General features: G+C 63.8%; 17 protein-coding genes and 1 pseudogene. 4 read left to right on the top strand and 14 right to left on the bottom strand.

Translation table 11 applies throughout. From position 1 onward, the window contains the following. Nucleotides 1–41: 41 nt before the first annotated feature. The 7 genes from tssG to GD429_RS30520 form a co-directional block, all read right to left on the bottom strand. A complete protein-coding gene (gene tssG, locus GD429_RS30550; protein WP_152862657.1) occupies nucleotides 42–1,142 on the bottom strand; it encodes a type VI secretion system baseplate subunit TssG in 1,101 nt (366 codons plus the stop codon). Then, a complete protein-coding gene (gene tssF / locus GD429_RS30545) occupies nucleotides 1,106–2,941 on the bottom strand; it encodes a type VI secretion system baseplate subunit TssF (RefSeq protein ID WP_152862655.1) in 1,836 nt (611 codons plus the stop codon). Before tssF ends, tssG begins: the two co-directional genes overlap by 37 nt. Before the next feature lie 76 nt (nucleotides 2,942–3,017). Beyond that, complete coding sequence (gene tssE / locus GD429_RS30540; protein WP_072442955.1) at nucleotides 3,018–3,503, bottom strand: type VI secretion system baseplate subunit TssE; 486 nt, start codon at nucleotides 3,501–3,503, stop codon at nucleotides 3,018–3,020. A gap of 62 nt (nucleotides 3,504–3,565) precedes the next feature. Then, nucleotides 3,566–4,069 carry an Hcp family type VI secretion system effector gene (locus GD429_RS30535; protein WP_006477093.1) on the bottom strand — a complete coding sequence of 168 codons (504 nt, stop codon included), beginning with the start codon at nucleotides 4,067–4,069 and terminating at the stop codon, nucleotides 3,566–3,568. 70 nt (nucleotides 4,070–4,139) lie between these two features. Continuing rightward, a complete protein-coding gene (gene tssC, locus GD429_RS30530) occupies nucleotides 4,140–5,630 on the bottom strand; it encodes a type VI secretion system contractile sheath large subunit (protein WP_039320274.1) in 1,491 nt (496 codons plus the stop codon). A gap of 15 nt (nucleotides 5,631–5,645) precedes the next feature. Then, on the bottom strand, nucleotides 5,646–6,161 hold the full coding sequence (gene tssB, locus GD429_RS30525; RefSeq protein ID WP_152862653.1) for a type VI secretion system contractile sheath small subunit: 516 nt from the start codon (nucleotides 6,159–6,161) through the stop codon (nucleotides 5,646–5,648). 32 nt (nucleotides 6,162–6,193) lie between these two features. Continuing rightward, a complete protein-coding gene (locus GD429_RS30520; RefSeq protein ID WP_152862651.1) occupies nucleotides 6,194–6,841 on the bottom strand; it encodes a tetratricopeptide repeat protein in 648 nt (215 codons plus the stop codon). A 374-nt stretch (nucleotides 6,842–7,215) separates the two neighbouring features. On the opposite strand from GD429_RS30520, the gene tssJ reads away from it, so the two are divergent. From tssJ to icmH, 3 genes are all read left to right on the top strand, one after another. Further along, a complete protein-coding gene (gene tssJ, locus GD429_RS30515) occupies nucleotides 7,216–7,827 on the top strand; it encodes a type VI secretion system lipoprotein TssJ (protein ID WP_152862649.1) in 612 nt (203 codons plus the stop codon). Nucleotides 7,828–7,929: 102 nt separating this feature from the next. After that, on the top strand, nucleotides 7,930–9,276 hold the full coding sequence (gene tssK, locus GD429_RS30510) for a type VI secretion system baseplate subunit TssK (RefSeq protein WP_152862647.1): 1,347 nt from the start codon (nucleotides 7,930–7,932) through the stop codon (nucleotides 9,274–9,276). Beyond that, on the top strand, nucleotides 9,273–10,055 hold the full coding sequence (gene icmH, locus GD429_RS30505) for a type IVB secretion system protein IcmH/DotU (protein WP_152862645.1): 783 nt from the start codon (nucleotides 9,273–9,275) through the stop codon (nucleotides 10,053–10,055). The genes tssK and icmH overlap by 4 nt, the downstream gene beginning before the upstream one ends. A gap of 85 nt (nucleotides 10,056–10,140) precedes the next feature. On the opposite strand, the gene GD429_RS30500 is transcribed toward icmH, so the two are convergent. The 5 genes from GD429_RS30500 to GD429_RS30480 all read right to left on the bottom strand — a co-directional run bounded on the left by GD429_RS30500 (nucleotide 10,141) and on the right by GD429_RS30480 (nucleotide 15,675). Then, the gene (locus GD429_RS30500; RefSeq protein ID WP_152862643.1) at nucleotides 10,141–10,464 is read right to left on the bottom strand and encodes a hypothetical protein; all 324 of its coding nucleotides are present in this window, start codon (nucleotides 10,462–10,464) and stop codon (nucleotides 10,141–10,143) included. A 374-nt stretch (nucleotides 10,465–10,838) separates the two neighbouring features. Next, on the bottom strand, nucleotides 10,839–11,423 hold the full coding sequence (locus tag GD429_RS30495; RefSeq protein WP_152862641.1) for a hypothetical protein: 585 nt from the start codon (nucleotides 11,421–11,423) through the stop codon (nucleotides 10,839–10,841). A gap of 168 nt (nucleotides 11,424–11,591) precedes the next feature. After that, nucleotides 11,592–11,963: a hypothetical protein gene (locus tag GD429_RS30490; protein WP_152862639.1), complete on the bottom strand. Its 372-nt coding sequence runs from the start codon at nucleotides 11,961–11,963 to the stop codon at nucleotides 11,592–11,594. Nucleotides 11,964–12,258: 295 nt separating this feature from the next. Continuing rightward, complete coding sequence (locus GD429_RS30485; protein ID WP_152862637.1) at nucleotides 12,259–12,438, bottom strand: hypothetical protein; 180 nt, start codon at nucleotides 12,436–12,438, stop codon at nucleotides 12,259–12,261. Between the two features lie 57 nt (nucleotides 12,439–12,495). After that, nucleotides 12,496–15,675 (bottom strand): type VI secretion system Vgr family protein, encoded by a 3,180-nt coding sequence (locus tag GD429_RS30480; RefSeq protein ID WP_152862635.1) that lies wholly within the window; start codon nucleotides 15,673–15,675, stop codon nucleotides 12,496–12,498. A gap of 371 nt (nucleotides 15,676–16,046) precedes the next feature. Here GD429_RS30480 and GD429_RS30470 point away from each other — a divergent pair, with 371 nt between their 5' ends. Further along, nucleotides 16,047–16,847, top strand: coding sequence for a transporter substrate-binding domain-containing protein (locus GD429_RS30470; protein WP_152862631.1), 801 nt, complete (start codon nucleotides 16,047–16,049; stop codon nucleotides 16,845–16,847). A gap of 59 nt (nucleotides 16,848–16,906) precedes the next feature. Here GD429_RS30470 and GD429_RS30465 read toward each other — a convergent pair whose 3' ends face one another. Together GD429_RS30465 and GD429_RS30460 are read right to left on the bottom strand one after the other, a co-directional pair. Beyond that, on the bottom strand, nucleotides 16,907–17,110 hold the full coding sequence (locus GD429_RS30465; RefSeq protein ID WP_131945810.1) for a hypothetical protein: 204 nt from the start codon (nucleotides 17,108–17,110) through the stop codon (nucleotides 16,907–16,909). A 359-nt stretch (nucleotides 17,111–17,469) separates the two neighbouring features. After that, a pseudogene (locus tag GD429_RS30460) lies at nucleotides 17,470–17,865 on the bottom strand (hypothetical protein); the annotation flags it as partial. Nucleotides 17,866–18,110 lie beyond the last annotated feature (245 nt).

Raw genomic sequence — 18,110 nt, 5'->3', positions numbered from 1 at the left:
CAGGTTCGATTGCGTGTTTGTTGTCGTTCGGAATCGGTGAATCAGTGAATCACGTGCAGTTCGTAGCGGGCGTCCGAGCGGTCGTCGATCGCGTCGCGCGTGCAGAGGAACGCGTCCCAGCCGAGCCGCGAGCCCGCGCCGAGCACGCTCGCGCCGACCTCGGTGCGCTTCAGCACCAGCTTCACCTCGTATTCGAGCGTGACGCCGGCGAGCAGCGTCAGCATCCGTTCGAGCGCGACGGCCTGCGGGCCGCCGGGCAGGAACGCCTCGTAGTCGCGCTTGGACAGCGGGCCGACGACGATCCGCGCGCGCATGTCGCGCTGCCATACACGCTCACCGACGAGCGCCGTCGCGCCGAGCACCGCGTTGACCTCGCCGAGCACGCTCAACTGGTCGGGCGGCACGTCGTACCACTTGCCGACGAACTGGTCGATCTTCACCGGCACGCGGAAATAGTCGGACAGCGTGCGCTGCAGGTACGCGGCCGACATCGGCCGGTGCCGCGCGGCCAGCGCGTAGCCGGCAACGGCTTCGTCGAGCACGCCGCCCGCGCCCGCCGCGACGCTGTCGCGCACCTCGTCGCTCGGCACGCCCGCGATCGCGAGCAGCAGCGGCAAATAACGCTCGTCGCGGTCGAGCTCGTAATGGAACGGCAGCCGGTATTTCTTCCACGCCGCATAGAACAGCGCGGTCGCGCGGTTCGAGAACACGTCGAAGAACGCGCGCGCCGCGTGGTCGCGCTTCAGGTGCTCCCGCGCGACGATCTGCTCGGTGTAATGCAGCGGCAGCGCGCCCTGCCCGCCGAGCAGCCCGAAGAACGCGGGCGTCAGCTCGACGTGGCCGAGTTCGCCGGCCGCTAGCGCCGCGCCGCGCTGCTCGCCCGAGTCGAGCAGCGTACCGTCGTCGCCGAACGAGCGCGCGCCCTCGATCTCGCTCGGCGGAAAACCGAGCGACAGCGTGTTGCGGAATTCGATGCGCTGCGCGACGACGTCGCCCTGCCGCCATGCGCCGGGTGCATCCGACGCCTGCCGCGCGAACAGCCCTTCGAGCACGCGCACCGCCTGGAAGAATTCGAAGCGGTGCGGCTCGTCGAGCAGCGCGTCGACTACGCCAGGATCGATTCGCCGGTTCGGGGCTTGCATCGAATGATCTCCTCGCCGGTGCGTTTCGACACGACGACTAGTTGAACGAAACTGTTGAGGTGGACGTAAAGCCCGAAGAAGCTGTCGAGTACACGCACGAACGACGCGAGGCTCGCGCCGACGAAGTGCTCCTCGTCGATCGTCAGGCGGATCTCGATGCCGCGCACGAAGGTCGCGAACGGCTTGCCGGGCAGCCATTGCACGGCGCCCCGCTGCTCGATGCCGGCCAGGCCGTCGATCTGGCGCATCGACACCGCGGTGCGCCGCAGGTCGTACAGCGTCAGCATTTCCTTCAGCGGAGCGAGGCCGTGCGCGACCAGCGACACGTGATTGAGCGCGAGGTGCGACACGAGCCGCCAGTGCGCGGCGCGGCCGCGCTCGAAGCGCACGCTCTGCGTCGGGCGGCGCAGCAGCGAGATGCCGCTGGTCTGCGCGCCGCCCTCCTGGAACAGGTCGCCGCCCTCGAGGCCGAATGCGAGCATCGCCGGCAGGTCGCGGTTCGTGCAGGTGAGGTCGAGGCTCAGCGTGTCGGTTTGCGGCGACGTCGGCTCGAAGTCGATGTCGACGATCGAGATCTCGGTTTCGTAGCCGGGGCTCTTCTGCGCGACCCAGTCGTTGCGGCGCGCGAACCAGTAGTGACCGATCCGCGCCGATTCGCCGTGATGCAGCGAATAGAACGGCCGGAATTCGATCACCGATTCTTCATGCGCCTGCTGCCTGACGAGCTTCACCGAGTCGATCGAGTACACCTCGTACGCGAACGCGCGGCGCGCCTCGGCGATCACCGGGTAGGACACCGCGCGGTGCGTGATGCGGATCGGCTCGCCATGCTGGCGGAACAGGTTGACGATCGGCGTGCAGAACAGCCGGAAGTGGCTTGCCGTCAGCAGCTCGAGCAGCCGCGCGACGTGCGAATCGCTGCGCACGTCCTGCAGCACCAGATGCAGCGTCGCGCGCTGGCAGCGGCCCGACGCGCGCGCGATTGCCGCGAGGTCGAAATCGACGAAGTCGAACTTGTCGGGGAACGCGAAGTATTCGGTGAGCAGGCGATACGCGGGATGCGATTTCGCCGGATAGTCGATCAGCGCATCGTGCTCGTCGAAGCCGGCCTGCGCGATCGGCAACTTGCGCAGCGCCGTCCAGCGGCCGTTGCGTTCGGGCTCGACGTACGCGCCGAGCACGTTGACGAACAGGCAGTCGGTCAGCGCGGCGACGAACGACTGCTCGCCATGCAGGTGCGCGCGCAGCGTCGGCACTTTCAGCGCGCCGAGGTCGAGCTGCGCGGCGAGCGATTCGAACGTGATCGAGATCACGCCCGTCGCGTTGGACGGCAGCACCGTCGCGCTCGGCGCGAGCGCGACCGGCGTGTAGCGCGCTTCCGAGATGCGGATCGGCGCGAGCGTCACGTCGTAGGCGGTGCGGAACCGGCACTGCACGCCGCGGATCGGGCGGCTCTTCAGCTCGGTGCCGCGGTCGATCACGACCGGTTCGGTCTGCTGGCCGGGCGAAGCCGGCGTGAACTGCGCGATCGAGCACGACGGGAACGGCCGCAGGTAGTGCGGATACAGCACTTCCAGCAGCGCTTCGGTGAATTCGGGGTAGTCGTCGTCGAGCTTCTTGTTGATGCGCGCGCCGAGCAGCGCGAACGACTCGATCATCCGCTCGACGTGCGGATCCTCGCAATGCTCGCCGGACAACGCGAGCCGCGCCGCGATCTTCGGATAGCGTTCGGCGAAATCTCGCGAATAGCGCCGCAAAAACGATAATTCGCGCTCGTAATACGGCAGCAATTCTTCCATCGACGACCCCGAACCTCAATATTTCCTGCCGGACCTGATCGACCACCGGGCGGTCCGGCCCGCTCGGCGGCTTGATTTACTGCATTCTCGCGGCGCGTGCGCGCGTGACCGAATACTGCAGCGTCGACGGCTGCAGCATCGCGTCGAAATTCACCGGCTCCTCGGCCGGGTGCACGACGAGCAGCGCCTGGATCGCGAAGTAAAGCGCATTGGTCGCCTGCTCGTTCAGCTCGAACGTCACCTGTACCTGCTGCAGGCGCGGCTCATGGCGCGCGATCGCCTGCTGGATCGACTTGCAGATGAACGCGCGATCGTAGTGGCTCGCGAGGCTCAACCCCGCGAAATCGTTCAGCCCGTAGGTCAGCACCGATTTCTGGCATTCCGGCAGCTCGGCCAGCTCGTTCTCGGTGTGCGCGATACGGGTGTTGAGGATCGCCTCGACGTCGCGGGCGACCGTGGTCTTGAGCTCGTCCAGCGACAATTGCCGCATCGCTGCCGAGGCCGGCAGGTGCGGTTCGTCGTCGAACAGCTTGTCGAGAAAACTGGGTTCGAATCGTTTCATCGGCCGGTATGAACTGCGAAAACGGCAACGGGACGCCGTGCGCCCCGTTGCCGCAACCGACCTTAGACCGCGTAGGTCTTGTCGTTCTTCGTCAGACTCCAGGCGCCCTGCGTGTTGCCGCCCTGGTTGCCGCCGATCTTCTGCTGGGTTTGCTTCCACTGCACGGCCGCGTACTTCAGCGAGAACGTCTCGAGCGGCAGACCTTCCTCGCGAACGCTCGGGGCGATGCTCGAGATGATCACGTACTTGAGCTTGACTTCCAGATACTGCACGCGCTTGCCTTCACCGTCTGCGCGCGAGAAATGGACCGTCACCTCGTCGAACGTGGTGCCGCCCGAGGCGTGCTGGTACAGCAGCGGGCTCGACGAATCGATTTCCTTCGTGAAGATCATGTCGCCGTGCTCGCAACGCGTCATCGTGTGACCGCCAGCGGTCGATGCGGTTGCCGAACGCGGCTGAACGATCGAGTGATCCCACGATTTCAGCTCGATCCAGCCCTGATGGTCTTTGTCCGCGGATTCGCCCTTCACCGCCGGACTACCAAACTGCAAGTGCATATGTAACATGGCCCTTCGACTCCCCAAAGAGGTGGTTTTAACGTCCTACCCAGGCGGCCCGCCCGGGCGATCTACTCGCTTATGAATTTGCCGGTTTGGGCAGATCAGCGACAAGTCGCAGAGAAATCGAGAGTTCGTCGAGCTGAAAGTGCGGGCGCAGGAACGCGACCGAACGATACGAGCCCGGCTTGCCAGGAATCTCCGACACTTGTATGGATGCCTCACGCAGCGGAAATTGCGCCTTCTGTTCCTGCGAGGCGTTATCGTCGAGCAGGACGTACTGCGAAATCCACCGGTTGAGGAAAGTCTCCACGTTCTGCGCCGATGCGAAGCTGCCGATCTTGTCTCGCATCATCGCCTTCAGGTAGTGCGCGACGCGCGATACCGAGAAGATGTACTGCAGCTGGGCGGACAGGACGGCGTTCGCATTCGCGCTGTCGGTGCTGTACTTCTTCGGCTTCTGCACCGACTGCGCAGCGAAGAACGCGGCGTAATCTGAATTCTTGCAATGGACGAGCGGGATGAAGCCGAGGTCGCTCAGCTCCTTCTCGCGGCGATCGGTGATCGCGATTTCGGTCGGACACTTCAGCGCGACTTCGCCGTCGTCGGTCTTGAACGTGTGGGTCGGCAGGTCCTCGACGAGGCCGCCGCCTTCGACGCCGCGGATCGCCGCGCACCAGCCGAAGTCGTCGAACGCGGCCGTCAGGCGGGCAGCGAATGCCCACGCGGCGTTGCACCACAGGTACTTGTCGTGCTCGGTGCCGTCGACGTCCTCGACGAAGTTGAAGTTCTCCGCGGTCTGGCCGTCCTTCGGATTGAACGGCAGGCGGCCGAGGAAGCGCGGCAGCGTCAGGCCGACGTAGCGCGAATCCTCGGCGTCGCGGAACGACTTCCACTTCGCGTATTCGACGGTATCGAACACCTTGCCGAGATCGCGCGGCTTGCCGAGGTCGGAGAACGACTCGAGGCCGAGCAGCTCGGGCGATGCCGACGCGATGAACGGCGCGTGCGCGGCCGCCGCGACGTGCGACATCTGCTCGATGAAGTACATGTCTTCCGGCTGGCGCGAGATCTCGTAATCGCCGATCAGCGCACCGAACGGCGAACCGCCGAACGTGCCGAATTCTTCTTCGTAGACCTTCTTGAACAGCGCGCTCTGGTCGAACTCGCTCGCACCCTTGAAATCGCGCACGAGGTCGCGCTTCGGTGCGTGCAGCGCCTTGATCTTGATCGTCTGGCCCGTATTGCTTTCCTTGACCAGGTAATCCATCCCGCGCCACGTGCTTTCGAGGCGCTGGAATTCCGGCGCGTGCATCACCGCGGAAAGCTGCGTCGAGATCAGGCGGTCGAGTTCCGCGACGCGCGCATCGATCGTGGCCGACAGGTTGTCCGACACGATCACCGTGCCGTCGAGCACCTGGTGCACGAGTTCGCCGATCAGGTCCTTCGCGCGCGCATGCTCGGAATCGGATTTCGCGACCTTGCTCTTCTCGACGATGTCGTCGAGCAGCGAGGTCCCGGCGGCGTATTCCGCGCCGCTGGCTTGTGCAGCAGCCGTTTGCTGGTTCATCTCAACACTCCGTCGTCATTCGCTGTCTTTGTCGCCGCCGGTGCCCTTCGCGAGCTCGTGCAGCTGCTGCGTGTTCTTCAGCACCTCGGACAGCAGATCCTCGAGCTTGTCGTTGCCGGCGAGCTTGTTGCGCAGGTCGGCGAGCTTCGAGCGCGCCTCGAGCAGGCGGCGCAGCGGCTCGACCTGTTCGACGACGTCGTCCGGGCTGAAATCCGACAGCGAGCGGAACTTCAGGTCGACCGCGAACTTGCCGCCTTCCGGGCTCAGGCGGTTTTCCACCTGGAACGCGGCGCGCGGCTCGATCGCCTTCATCACGTCGTCGAAGTTGTCGCGGTCGATATTGACGAACTTGCGGTCGCGCAGCTTCGGCTGCTCGATTTCGGACTGACCCGCCAGATCGCCGACAACCCCGACGACGAACGGCAGTTCCTTCACCTCGATCGCGTCGCCCTTCTCGACCTCGTAGGTCAGCTGGACGCGCGGCGGCCGTATTTTCTGCAAGCTTTTCTGAATGCTTTCTTTCTTGGCCATCGACGGCTCCCAGGTTAGTTGTGGTTTTCGCGTCAGTTGCGCAGCGCGCTGAACGGATCCGCGCCGCCCTTCTGCGGCGCGCTACCGCTCGACGTCGGCGGGGGCGGAGGCGGCGTCGTGGCGCCGCTGTCCGCTGCTGCCGCCGCGCCGGCTGCCACCTTCGGACGGTGAATCGGGCGGCGGATCTTCTTCGTTTGCGATTTCTGCTCCGGCGGGAACAGCGCCGATTCGCCCAGCGTGTCGCGCAGCTGCTTCGCGAGCGTCTGCGCGTCCGACTTCGCGTCGCCCGCGAGCGACGCATCCTGGCGCAATTCGCCGAGCGACTGCGTCGCGATCCGCAGGCCCGCGACGGCCAGCACGCTCTTCGCCTGGCGATCGGTTGCGTCGCGCTGCAGCGCTTCCTGCGCGGCGACGATCGCCTGGCCGTAGTGGTTCTGGGCAAACTGGATCTGCGCGATGCGCGACCATGGCTCCTCGCGCGTCGGATCCGACTTCGCGAGCTGCTGGTACAGGCCGAGAGCCTTGTCCTGATCACCCGCCTTCGCAACGGCGTCCGCATCGGCCAGCGACTTGTTGAAAACCTCGGCGCTCGGCGGCGTGGTCGACTGGCTCGCACAGCCGGCGATCACGCCGCAAGCCAGCACTACCCCAGACAGTTTTGCGAAGAGACGGTCTTTCATCGTTATATCCACCGGCGCGTGAGTTTTAAAATCGTTGAGAATCTGGTTCTTTTGCTTTGCAAGAAGCGCGCGGGTATAGTACCGATCAATTTTTCATAATTCAATCGTCGTGTGAAGAGTAATTCCTTTTAAAACTGGGCGCTACCCCCTCGAATGGCCTCCCGCTGCGGGCTCGCAGCTGTTTTTCTTTCGGCCGGGGCGCGCAAGTTTTACTGGTTGCACGACGCACCGCACGGGTGGCGGAAAATTTTTCCGGGCGCTTGCCTTGATGCAGGCGTGCTTAATAGTTGAGCGTTGCAGTGTCGGGGATACGCGGCGAACGCGGAAATACCCGGCAGTTTTGACAGGGATAAAGGCGGCACGCCGGAAACACGATGAGATCGTCCATGATTCGCTACGCGCTGCCGCTGTTCGCCTGCGCTCTTCTGGCCGGATGCGCGGCCGCCCCGCTGCTCGGCTCGGCCGCGAGCGCCGTGATGCAGGCCGCCGGCATCGGCAAGCCCGAGCTGCCGGACTCGCAGAAGCCGCCGCGCAATCTCGGGATCACGCTCGCTGCCGCGCCGAACCTGAATGCCGCGACCGACCACAAGCCGCTCGCACTCGTCGTGCGGCTCTACGCGCTGAAGGATCCGACGTCGTTCCAGCAGGCGCCGTTCGACGCGTTCACCGATCCGACCAAGGAGAAGGCCGCGCTCGGCGCCGACCTGTTGAATGTGCGCGAAATCACGCTGATTCCGGGCCAGCGCTATACCGCGACCGAGAAAGTCTCGCGCGAAGCGCAGGCATTCGGCATCGTCGCGCTGTTCCGCGATCCCGCACTACAACGATGGAAACTGACGTTCGATCCGGTGAAGTCGGAGAAATCCGGCATAATCATCGGCCTGCATAATTGCGCGATGACGGTCACCGATGGCACCGTCATCGCACCGCAACAGGGTGCGCCTTCACAACCGCTGAATATGCTGTCTTCGGTCTCCTGCGGTTAAGCATGACGCACGAATGTCAATTAACAAGAGTTAACAATTGGCGATTTAATTCGGGCATGAACAAATCGATTACATCGCAACGCCACATTAACCGGATTTGACATGAGTTATTCGGCCAAGGTGCTGTGGGGGGAAGGGCTGTTCCTCCGGCCTCAACACTTTCAGCGGCAGGACGCGTACCACGAGGCGCGCCTGTTCGAGTCCATCCAGGCGATCCAGCCGTACAACTGGGGCGTGCGCTCGGTGCGCATCGACCGCGACGCGCTCGGCAGCAACGTGCTGCGGGTTGCCGAGCTCGCGCTCGTGTTCCCGGACGGTGCGCTGTATGCCGCGCCGCAGGCCGACGACCTGCCGCCGCCGATCGCGCTGGACACGCTGCCCGACGGCATCAACGAATTCGTGTTCTATCTCGCGCTGCACCCGCTGCGCGAGAACGGCACCAATTACAGCGACGATCCGGCCGCCGGCTTCATGACGCGCTTCGTCAGCGAGCAGACGAGCGTCGCCGACAACTTCACCGACGCCGCCGAAGCCGACATCACGTTCCTGAAGACGCAGGTCAAGCTGATCGCTCACAGCGAACCGCGCGACCAGTTGCTGTCGGTGCCGCTCGTGCGCGTGCGCCGCACCGCGACGTCCGGTTTCGAGATCGACGACAGCTTCGTGCCGCCGTGCCTCGCGATCGACGCGTCGCCGATCCTGCACCAGCGGCTGCGCCAGCTGGTCGACGCGCTGCAGGCGAAGGTGAACGCGCTGTACGGCTTCCACCGCGAGCCGTCGAAGAACATCATCGAATTCCGCTCGGGCGACATCGCGTCGTTCTGGCTGCTGCATACCGCGAACGCCGCCTTTGCGACGCTCGCGCACCTGCACCAGCACGCGGCGCTGCATCCTGAGCGGCTGTTCCAGGAACTGCTGCGCCTCGCGGGCCAGCTGATGACGTTCTCGAAGGGCTATACGCTCGCCGACCTGCCCGTGTACCGCCACGACGATCCGGGCCCGAGTTTTGCGCGTCTGGACCTGATGCTGCGCGAGCTGCTCGACACCGTGATCTCGACGCGCTACTTCGCGATCACGCTCGACGAGGTGCGTCCGTCGTTCCATCTTGGCCGCCTCGATTCGGGCAAGATCGACGACAAGACCGAGTTCTACCTGGCGGTGTCCGCGGACATGCCGAGCGTCGAGCTCGTCGATGCCGTGCCGGCCCGCTTCAAGGTCGGCGCGCCCGACGACGTCGACAAGCTCGTGCTGTCGGCGATGCCCGGCGTGCGGCTGTCGTACACGCCGCAGGTGCCGCCCGCGATTCCCGTGCGGCCCGGCGCGTGCTACTTCGCGCTCGATTCGCGCGGCGCGCTGTACGAACGCATGCTGCAGGCCCAGTCCGCGATGATCTATGCGCCGACTGGCATCAATGACCTGAAATTCGAACTGATCGCGGTCACATCATGAGCTACGCGCCTTCCCTGTTCGGCGACAACGCGCCGGCACCCATGCATACCCCGGCGTCGACGGACTCCGCGTTCCAGGCCCGTTCGCTGCTCGACCTGCTGTACGACGGCTTCTTCATGCTGTTCCTGCTCAAGAACCGCCGCGAGCCGGACAGCGCGAGCGAGTTCAGCACGCGGATCCAGGAATTCCTGTCGGATTTCGAGCGCGGTGCGAAGAAGCTGAATATCGCCGCCGAGGATGTGTACGCCGCGAAATTCGCGTTCTGCGCGGCCATCGACGAGATGGTGCTGTCGTCGCAGTTCAAGATCCGCGCGGACTGGGAACGCCGGCCGCTGCAGCTCGTGCTGTTCGGCGAGCAGCTCGCGGGCGAGAAGTTTTTCCAGTATCTCGAGGAATGTCGTGCACAAGGTGCGGCGCGGCTGCAGTCGCTTGAGGTGTTTCATATGTGCCTGCTGCTCGGATTCCAGGGGAAGTATCTGCTCGAAGGGCCGGAGAAGCTCGCTTATCTGACCGCGCGGCTGGGGGATGAGATCGCGCATATGAAGGGCAAGCGGGCGCCGTTCGCGCCGCATTGGCCGTTGCCGGATCAGATTGCGCACCGGTTGAAGCGCGAGGTGCCGGTCTGGGCGATCGGGGCGGTGTTCGCGCTGGTTGCGTTGCTTGGGTTCCTCGGGCTCAACTCGTATCTGAAGGACAAGACGCTGCAGGCGCTTGCACCTTATTCGCAGGTGATCAAGGTAGGCCCGGAGTCGGCTAATTTGACGATTTCGTTGCCTTGAGGGGTGCTTCGCGAGAGCGTCGCCTCATGAGGAAAAGGACCGCCGAGCGGTCCTTTTTTTGTTTCGGCGCGCTCGTTGCGCGTCGTCAGAAAAGAATGAATGCGTCGTTTTCGACGTAGAACACGAACGCATCGAACAACTGCGCAAGCGTAGGTTCGTCGATCTGGTCATGCGCGTTGATCACGATGTCCTCGATCGTTGAGCTGTCCAATGTGATCTGCCAGCCGGGTTGGGTTGCGATGACGGGGAGCGCGCCTTCGTCGGTATCGTTCGTGTCTTCGGAGAAGGCACCCTCGGTATCGGGCGTCCACGGCATCGGCGGCAGACAGAGCCATCCGGAGAAGTCGCCGGGGGTTTCTAGGACTTGTTTCAAGCTGACTGCAGTCGCCATATCGGTCGAGGTGGGCATTACGTTCGTAGCATCGGATAAAAGCGGCTGCCGATTCGAATCTCGCTGCACGGGAATGCTTCACCCACGTGCCGTCAACGAATCCCTGCGGGATCGTCGGACGTGTCCCACCGCCCTTGCGGCACCTGGAACGCGAAACGGTGGCATCCAGCGCATCCGTATCGTCAAAGGCCGTGATTATGCCAATGAACCGCGAAATTCGACACTCGACGTTTCGAACGTTGACGGTTCCGACGCTCCACCAGGCACCGCCGCGTCAGGATATGCGGATGCCGTACCGATACAGACGCGGCCTGCTCGAACTCGGCTGCTTTCTCGTGAGGTCTGAACGGCCACGAAAACTGTCACGACGCGTGCGAATCGATCATGCTGTATCAAGGTTGATAGCGGATCGTTTCATAGATCTTGGCCATACCTTGCTTCGCAGCGCTCTCGTTAGCAGCCAATCCCGACGAGAAGACAACGCAGGTCCAACCTTTGCCGCAGACCTTGCTGGTGACGAGATCGAGACGATGCGCATAGAGCTCATCGTCGTTGAAGATCTTGTGCGTATAGCGCGAAGCCAACGCCGGATACTTGTCGCCCAGCATGATCGGCACAAAGTCCGGTTTCGTGTACTGAGTGGACTTGTCGTCCACCTGGCTCTCGTAAAGATATTGCGCAGTACCTTCGAACGAAGGTGCGACCTTGGTTCGCAGCACCTGAACAACAACGTCCAGATTCAGCACTTCGAATGCGGATTTATCGGCTTCGATGCTGACTCCTCGCCCATCGGTATCCCGGAGTCGATCGTTTGCCGTGACCTTCCAGTCCGCAGGGAGCTGGAAGGTCAGGCCGTTGGCTTTGAAGAGCTTTGGATGCGTCAGATCAGGGGAGGCGGCGGCTCTTGGCCGGAAATCGTAAGCATGTGAAGCTGTCGCAAGCGCGAGGAGGATTAAAGGCACAATAACTATTCGCATAGGCGACTCCATCAGTCCAAATCTCCAATCTTCCGGTTGGATATCCCAATTGCGCACACTTCATCACGCGTGGGCATCGAGTCGTAGAATGTCTTCGGTCTTCTTTGCGTGGGCTGTCATCGCCTCCGGCACCACATCGCCATCGTCCGCGGTCAGCTACTGCTCCACCTACGAACCGATGTACTTGTACTTTAGGTTCAGGCCATCACTCTTACCGCTCAGTTCGACGTGCAAAATGGGCTCCTGTGCCTTCCCATCCACCCAAAGAATGCATTCCGCGCCCCAGGATTGACCGTCGTCCATCTCGAAGAGATCAATGTATGGTCTCGATCCTTTCTTGCCCGAGAAAGCCACTTCAATCGGCGCTAAGCTGATACTAGGTTTTCTTCCAAAATAGTCGTCGAGCGATTCGCATATCTCATCGAGAATCGGTTCGGTGACCCCGAACGTCGACTCCAGTAGATGCTTGTCCATCGAGTTGAGTGCGCCAAGGAATTCGGAAATCACTTTATAAGCCTGATCGTTCAATGATGGGGTCATTTCAGCCTCATTCGTTTCGATGGTGTGCTCGTCCCAGAACCGGCATTTGCACCAATGTTGGAGAAATAGCCTCGTGCGCGTAAGACAGCGCACTTAGCCGCTTTAGGGCTTAGCCCGGCAGCCTTCAGTGAGTTGAAGGCTACTACAGTCTCGCTTCCTAAGGTGCCGGCAAGAGACGCGTTGTCCTGAGTCCGGTTCGCGCGGTAGTGCGGCGTTCCGCGAGTGGTACCGTCAGCGTTTCGTCCCTGCAAACTGATCGCTGGGGCGTCGTTGTAATCATAGTTCGGCAGACCATTCACGGCTGCACCGCACTTGCAACGGTCTTGAGATCCTCGAACGAAATGTGATTGCCGCTGATGCTGAGCAACCACTGATTGAAGCGATCGCCCCCCGCCGCGACATCCTTCGGCGAAATATCACTGAGCCAGGAAACAGCCTGTTCCTTCTCGGCGCCCGGTGGAAGTTGTTGTGCCATGTCGTTCTTCGTTCAAATCGCGATTTAGTTGTTCTTGACGGCTGACGCGCCGCCCTCTCAGGATTTCAGCGGTCCGCCGAACCCGCTCGTCGGCAGCTTCATGCCGGTCGCACCGGCCGCCGACGCCACCGTCGTCGCGCCCTTGCCCGCAATCCCCGCGACACCGGGCAATGCGCCCTGCAGCGCCCCGGATGCTGCGTTCGCCGCCGGCGCGGCCGGCGCCGCGAGCCCGCCTTGCCGTGCAGCCTGCACCATCCCGGCCACCTGCTTCGCGGCACCGCTCAGGCTCGAAGCCGTCTGCAACGCAGACGCCACGCCCGCGCCGCCGAGCGCAGTCGCCGCAGCCGGCAACGCGGAACTCGCCAGCCCGCCCAGCGCAGCGCCTGCGCCACCGCCGCTCACGAGCCCCATGGCAGCCGTCGCCGCGGCAGGCGTCATCCCCTGCAACTGGCTGGCAAGCTGCCCTGTCGCCGCGGCCTGCGCGGCTTCCGGCGACGGCTCGACGGGCTCCGCCGGCCACTTCGCCTGCTTGAAGTAGTTCGCCGGTTGATCCGACTCGCGCGGGTCCTTGCCGAACTCGACTCGCACCGCACCGGGCGGCAGCCCGCTCACGACCGTGTAGCCGCTGTTGTCGAGCGCACCCTTCTTCAGCACCGCGCCGTTCACGTCTTTCACCGTGAACAACCCGCCCTTCACGGCCTCGCCGTTCACGTACTTGTGAAACAATTCCAGCTGCCCCGGCTGATCCGGCCGCAGGCTCGGCAACGGATACCCCATGCTCGCCGGCCCAGCGAACGTATGCGACGCGCCCTTCACATCCACCGCACCCGGCGTGTGAATCTCGATGTTCCCGCCTTGAATGCGGATATACCCGCCGCCGCTCGTCAGCAGGATTCCCTGATCGGCCGCGATTTCAATCCGGTCGGTCGCCGACACGATCTTCACCGCCTTCTGCGCGGTCACCTCAACGTTGTCCGACTGCGCCTGGATCTCGACCTTGCCCTTGCCCGCGAACAGCTTCATCCCCGCGTTCTGCACGAACAGGCTCAGCTTCTGCCCGATGCTGGCGATCAGCGACTTGCCCGCCGCAACATGCACGCTCTGCCCGCTCGCAACGTTCACGTGATCGTTCGCGACCATGTGCACCGACTGCTGCGTCGACATCCCGATCCCCGACGGGCTGCCGAACAGCATCACCGGTTCCTTGAACGCGTTCGCGTTGCCGGTGCCGCCGCCTGCCGTACGTCCGCCGGCGGCGCTGCCCGATGCGCTGTCCTGCGTCGCGTCCGTGAACGCGCGCATCGTGTCCTGCGCGTCCTTCAGGCTTTCCGCCTGATGCCGTTCGCTCACACCCGACATCGCTTCGACCAGGCTCTCGCCCGTCACGAGCTGCTGCTGCACCTCTTTCACGTCGAGCGGCTGGCTGTTCGCCGCCTTCGGATGCGTCGTCACGTACAGGCCCTGGCTCGCCCGCACCGCGCCGTACGCATCCGAGCGCAGGTCGAATCCGCTGCCGAGATACGCGCCGCGCGAATTGCCGCTCTGGTCGATGATGTAGCCGAGATGCAGCAAGCTGTTCGCGCTGCTGCTCATCAGCTGCACGCGGTTCTGCCCGGTCGCGTCGTCCATCACGAGCTGGTTGTAGCCGCCGCCCGAATACTCTTTCGATCGATATCCGGACAGGATCCCGTCGGTATGCCACTGCGGCTGGTTCGCGCCGTTGTACACGCGCCCGACCGCGAGCGGCCGGTCGCAGTCGCCGCCGACGTAGTCGATCAGCACCTCCTCGCCGATGCGCGGCACGTGCACGCCGCCGTAGCCGCCCCCCGTATCCGACTGCACGACGCGCACCCAGCACGACGCGTTCTCGTTGCCCGGATTCAGGCGGTCCCACACGAACTGCACGCGAATCCGGTTCAACGCGTCCGTATAGACTTCCTCGCCCTGCGGCCCGACGACGATCGCCGTCTCGAGATGCATCTCCGGCTTGTGATGCTCGAACGGGCTGCGATACGGCACGCCCGCGCGTTGCGCTTCGACTTCGACGAGATAGAAGCCGGTCGAGCCATCCTCGTGCGGCACGCGAAATGCGGGATCGGCGCCGTAGCTCTCCTGCGCCTGCGTCAATGCCTCGCGCAGACTGCATGGAAAGTCCGCGCTGTCGCTCGCGACGGGCAGGTTGTTCTCGATCCACCACGCCACCTCGATCGCGGCGAATTCGCGCTGATCAGCGGGATCGCGATCGTGTTCGGGATGGTCGGCCAGCGTGAAGCGTCTGCCCGCATCGATCGCGCGCACGCCACCCGCGCCATGGAAGCGCTTTGCCTGCGACTCCCATTCCTCCATCTTGACCTTCGTCAGATGGTCGCCGCGCGTCTGGTCCAGGTATGTATAAGCGCCCGTGTACTCGTAGACTTCGAGCTGGTCGGGCAACTCGCCCTGGCCGCCCATCGTCGGCAGCGACGTGCCTTTCGGGTTCGACGGCTGCGAAGGATTCTTGTAGTCGAACGTGCGCGTCGTGCGCGTCACGCTCTGAAGCGTACGCGTGCCCGACCATTGCGTGAACGCGTCGGCTTCGCTTGCCGCGCCGCCGTGATAGAAGCGCACGGCCTCCGGCGACAGCGGCGCGAACGCCTGCAGGTTGTCGGTGATCACGAGCGTATGCGACTTGCCGTCGTCGGCCTGCTGCCATGTGCAGTAGAGCCCTTCGTTCTCCATCAGCCGATGCACGAAATGCCAGTCGGTGTCGTGCTGGCGTGTGTACGAACGGTTCGGCAGCGGCTTCGACAATGCGAAGCGGAAATGGCCCTGCGCCTGCGGATGCTTGTTCAGCACGTCGGAGATGATCTGGTCGACGGTCGTGTCGTTCCAGAGCCGCTGATCGCGGCGGAACCTCAGGAAATGAGTGAAATCGGCGAACGCGAGCTGATAAGTCGTGAGTCCGCCGTCAGCGCCCAGCCGGCGCGCGGTATGCACGTATCCGTTGATCGGCCGGTAGCTGCGGTCGCCCTGCTGGATCCACAACGTGACGGACTGCGCGATCAGCTTTTTAAGTTCCAGATCGCCATCGGTCGACAGCACGTCGAGCGTGAACTCGTACGCGCGCCCGATGCGCGAACGGCCGACCGCCCGCTGCACGGTCAGGGTATTAGCCCCCAACGGCGTATCGAGCTTCAGCAGCCGGTCCTGCTGAAGCAACCCGCCGCGCAATGCGGCAATTGTGTTCTGCATGTTCATGACTACGGCCTCTTCTTCTTTTGACGCGCCCTCGGATGGCGCCGGCATTTGATTCCGCTCGCGCGATTTTACAGATGAATTACGGCACGAACCCGAAATATGACCTGATTTAAAAGAACATTTCGAGTGCAATCGGAAAATATCCGAGCGGGACTGCTCACCGAATTGCTCGCCCCCGGCCGAGCCGATTCCTGTCCACATCACAGGAAGTCAGTCACCTCTCCCCCATGAAATCGATTGCAATCAGGGCCAATTCGACTTCCGGCGCGGCGCGGTTGCGAGTAGTGTCTACGTGCCCGTATTGCGGCCCATCGGGGCCGGCCGGCGCCCGGCGCTCACCACAACACCCTACTGAACACTGGAGATCTGCGATGAAACGTTCGAAGTTCCTGCTGTCGGGCCTGCTGCTCGCGTCGGCCCTTGGTTTCACGGCCGTCGCCGCGCACGCGGACGACCTGCTCGATTCGGTGAAGAAAGCCGGCGTGCTGCGCGTCGGCCTCGAAGGTACGTATCCGCCGTTCAACTCGCGCGGCACGTCGGGCCAGCTCGAGGGTTTCGACGTCGACGTCGCGAATGCGGTCGCCGGCAAGCTCGGCGTGAAGACGCAGTTCATCCCGACCGAATGGAGTGGCATCATCGCGGGCCTGCAGGCCGGCAAGTTCGACGTGATCGTCAACCAGGTCACGATCACGCCGCAGCGCAAGGAAGTGCTCGACTTCAGCCAGCCGTACACGTACTCGGCGGCGCAGCTGATCCAGCGCAAGGACGACACGCGCAACTTCAAGTCGCTCGACGATTTCAAGGGCAAGAAGCTCGGCGTGACGCTCGGCACCAACTACGACCAGATGGCGCGCACCGTGCCGGGCATCGAGGTGCAGACGTATCCGGGCGCGCCGGAGAAGCTGCGCGACCTCGCCGCGGGCCGGATCGAGGCGACGCTCGACGATCGCCTGATGCTGCCGTACATGATCAAGACGTCGAACCTGCCGCTGCGCGCGGGCGCGGTGCTGAACGGCGGCAAGCAGGAAATGGCGATCCCGTTCCGCAAGGGCAACCCGAAGTTCGAGAAGGCGATCAACGACGCGCTGGCTTCGCTGCAAAAGGACGGTACGCTGAAGAAGATCTCGATGCACTGGTTCGGCAGCGACGTGACGGTGCCGGTCGCGCAGTAAGCGGCCCGGCGTTTCGACGCGTCACGCCCTTCGTCTCGACGAAGGCGTGACGCTTCCCCTCAGGCCGCTTCGTCGAAGCGCGCCAGCAGCATCTGGCCGATCGGCGTCAGCGCCGGGCGCACGGCTACCGCGCTCATGCGCACCTGCGTATCGACGACCAGCCGCTTTTCAACCAGCACGGCGAAGGCCGGATTCGATTGATCGACGCTGTCCGGCGTACGCGCAATGCGCAGCAGCATCGAGAATTCATGCGGACTCAACATGGTCCAGGTCTCCTGATCGTTCGCGATCCGGTTCGAATCGGCGTCGATCCTGTTTTCGAATGAAATGGTGGGGGCATGGACGGTGCGCCGCCGGGAGCGAGATCCCGGTTGCCCGCCTGCGACGCGGGCACGTCGTCGGAAGCAGGTTGCGCACGCCCCGGTTCCGGCGATGCCGCCACGACAGGAACGTGCAACCTTATGGGCACATCGTGACGCGACCGTGACAGCAAAACGGGGGCGCAACGGCGCGCGCCACGCGCGCGTTCGGCCCGATGCCGATCCGGTTGCCGATGATGAACTGCCTCGCGTTCGTGGCCGCCAGCCGCGCGCTTTCCCGCTTTCCTTTTCGCGCCCGCCCGTCAGCGCGGATCGACCGAATACGGAATGCCGCTGCGTGCCGATTCTCCTGCATCGCGCATACAGCGCACGACCACGTTCACCGCACGCCCGAGCGGCATCCCGACGAGCACGCCCCAAACCGCGAACGACAGCATCACGAAACCGCTTGCCGCCGCCCACGGCTCGCGCGCGGCGACCGCGTAATGCGTGCAGGTTTCGGCGACGAAAGTCAGCATCAGCGTGACGAGCAGGCTCGCATCGCCGGGCAGGCGCACGCGCAAGCCCGACTGCGTTGCACGGAACGCGAGCCGCCAGCGGCTAGCATGCAGCCAGCCCAGCGCCGCGCTGGCCAGGACAGCAACCAGCGCGATCGCATTCGCGTCGACTCCGGCGTGCGGGAAAAGTCCGTTCAGGCTGCCCTCTACTGCCCGCGTCGAGCCTATCCGATAGCATCGCGCTCCCGTCGTCAACGATCTTCGCTACGGTGCTGGTCGAGTGCTTACTCACGAAACGATCTACGCGTCGATTTATACCCACCCGCGCGGTGGCTTGAAGCAGGCGATGATCGAAGCGCTTCGCCAGGAAAAGCCGGCGCGCGGCAACACGCGCAAGACGCTGGCCCGCAAGAGCTTTGTGCCGGAAGAACTGCGCATCATCCATC

Source organism: Burkholderia sp. BE17 (assembly GCF_009362305.1).
Lineage (GTDB): Bacteria > Pseudomonadota > Gammaproteobacteria > Burkholderiales > Burkholderiaceae > Burkholderia > Burkholderia pyrrocinia_C.
This window is presented reverse-complemented; position numbering and strand designations above follow the sequence as displayed.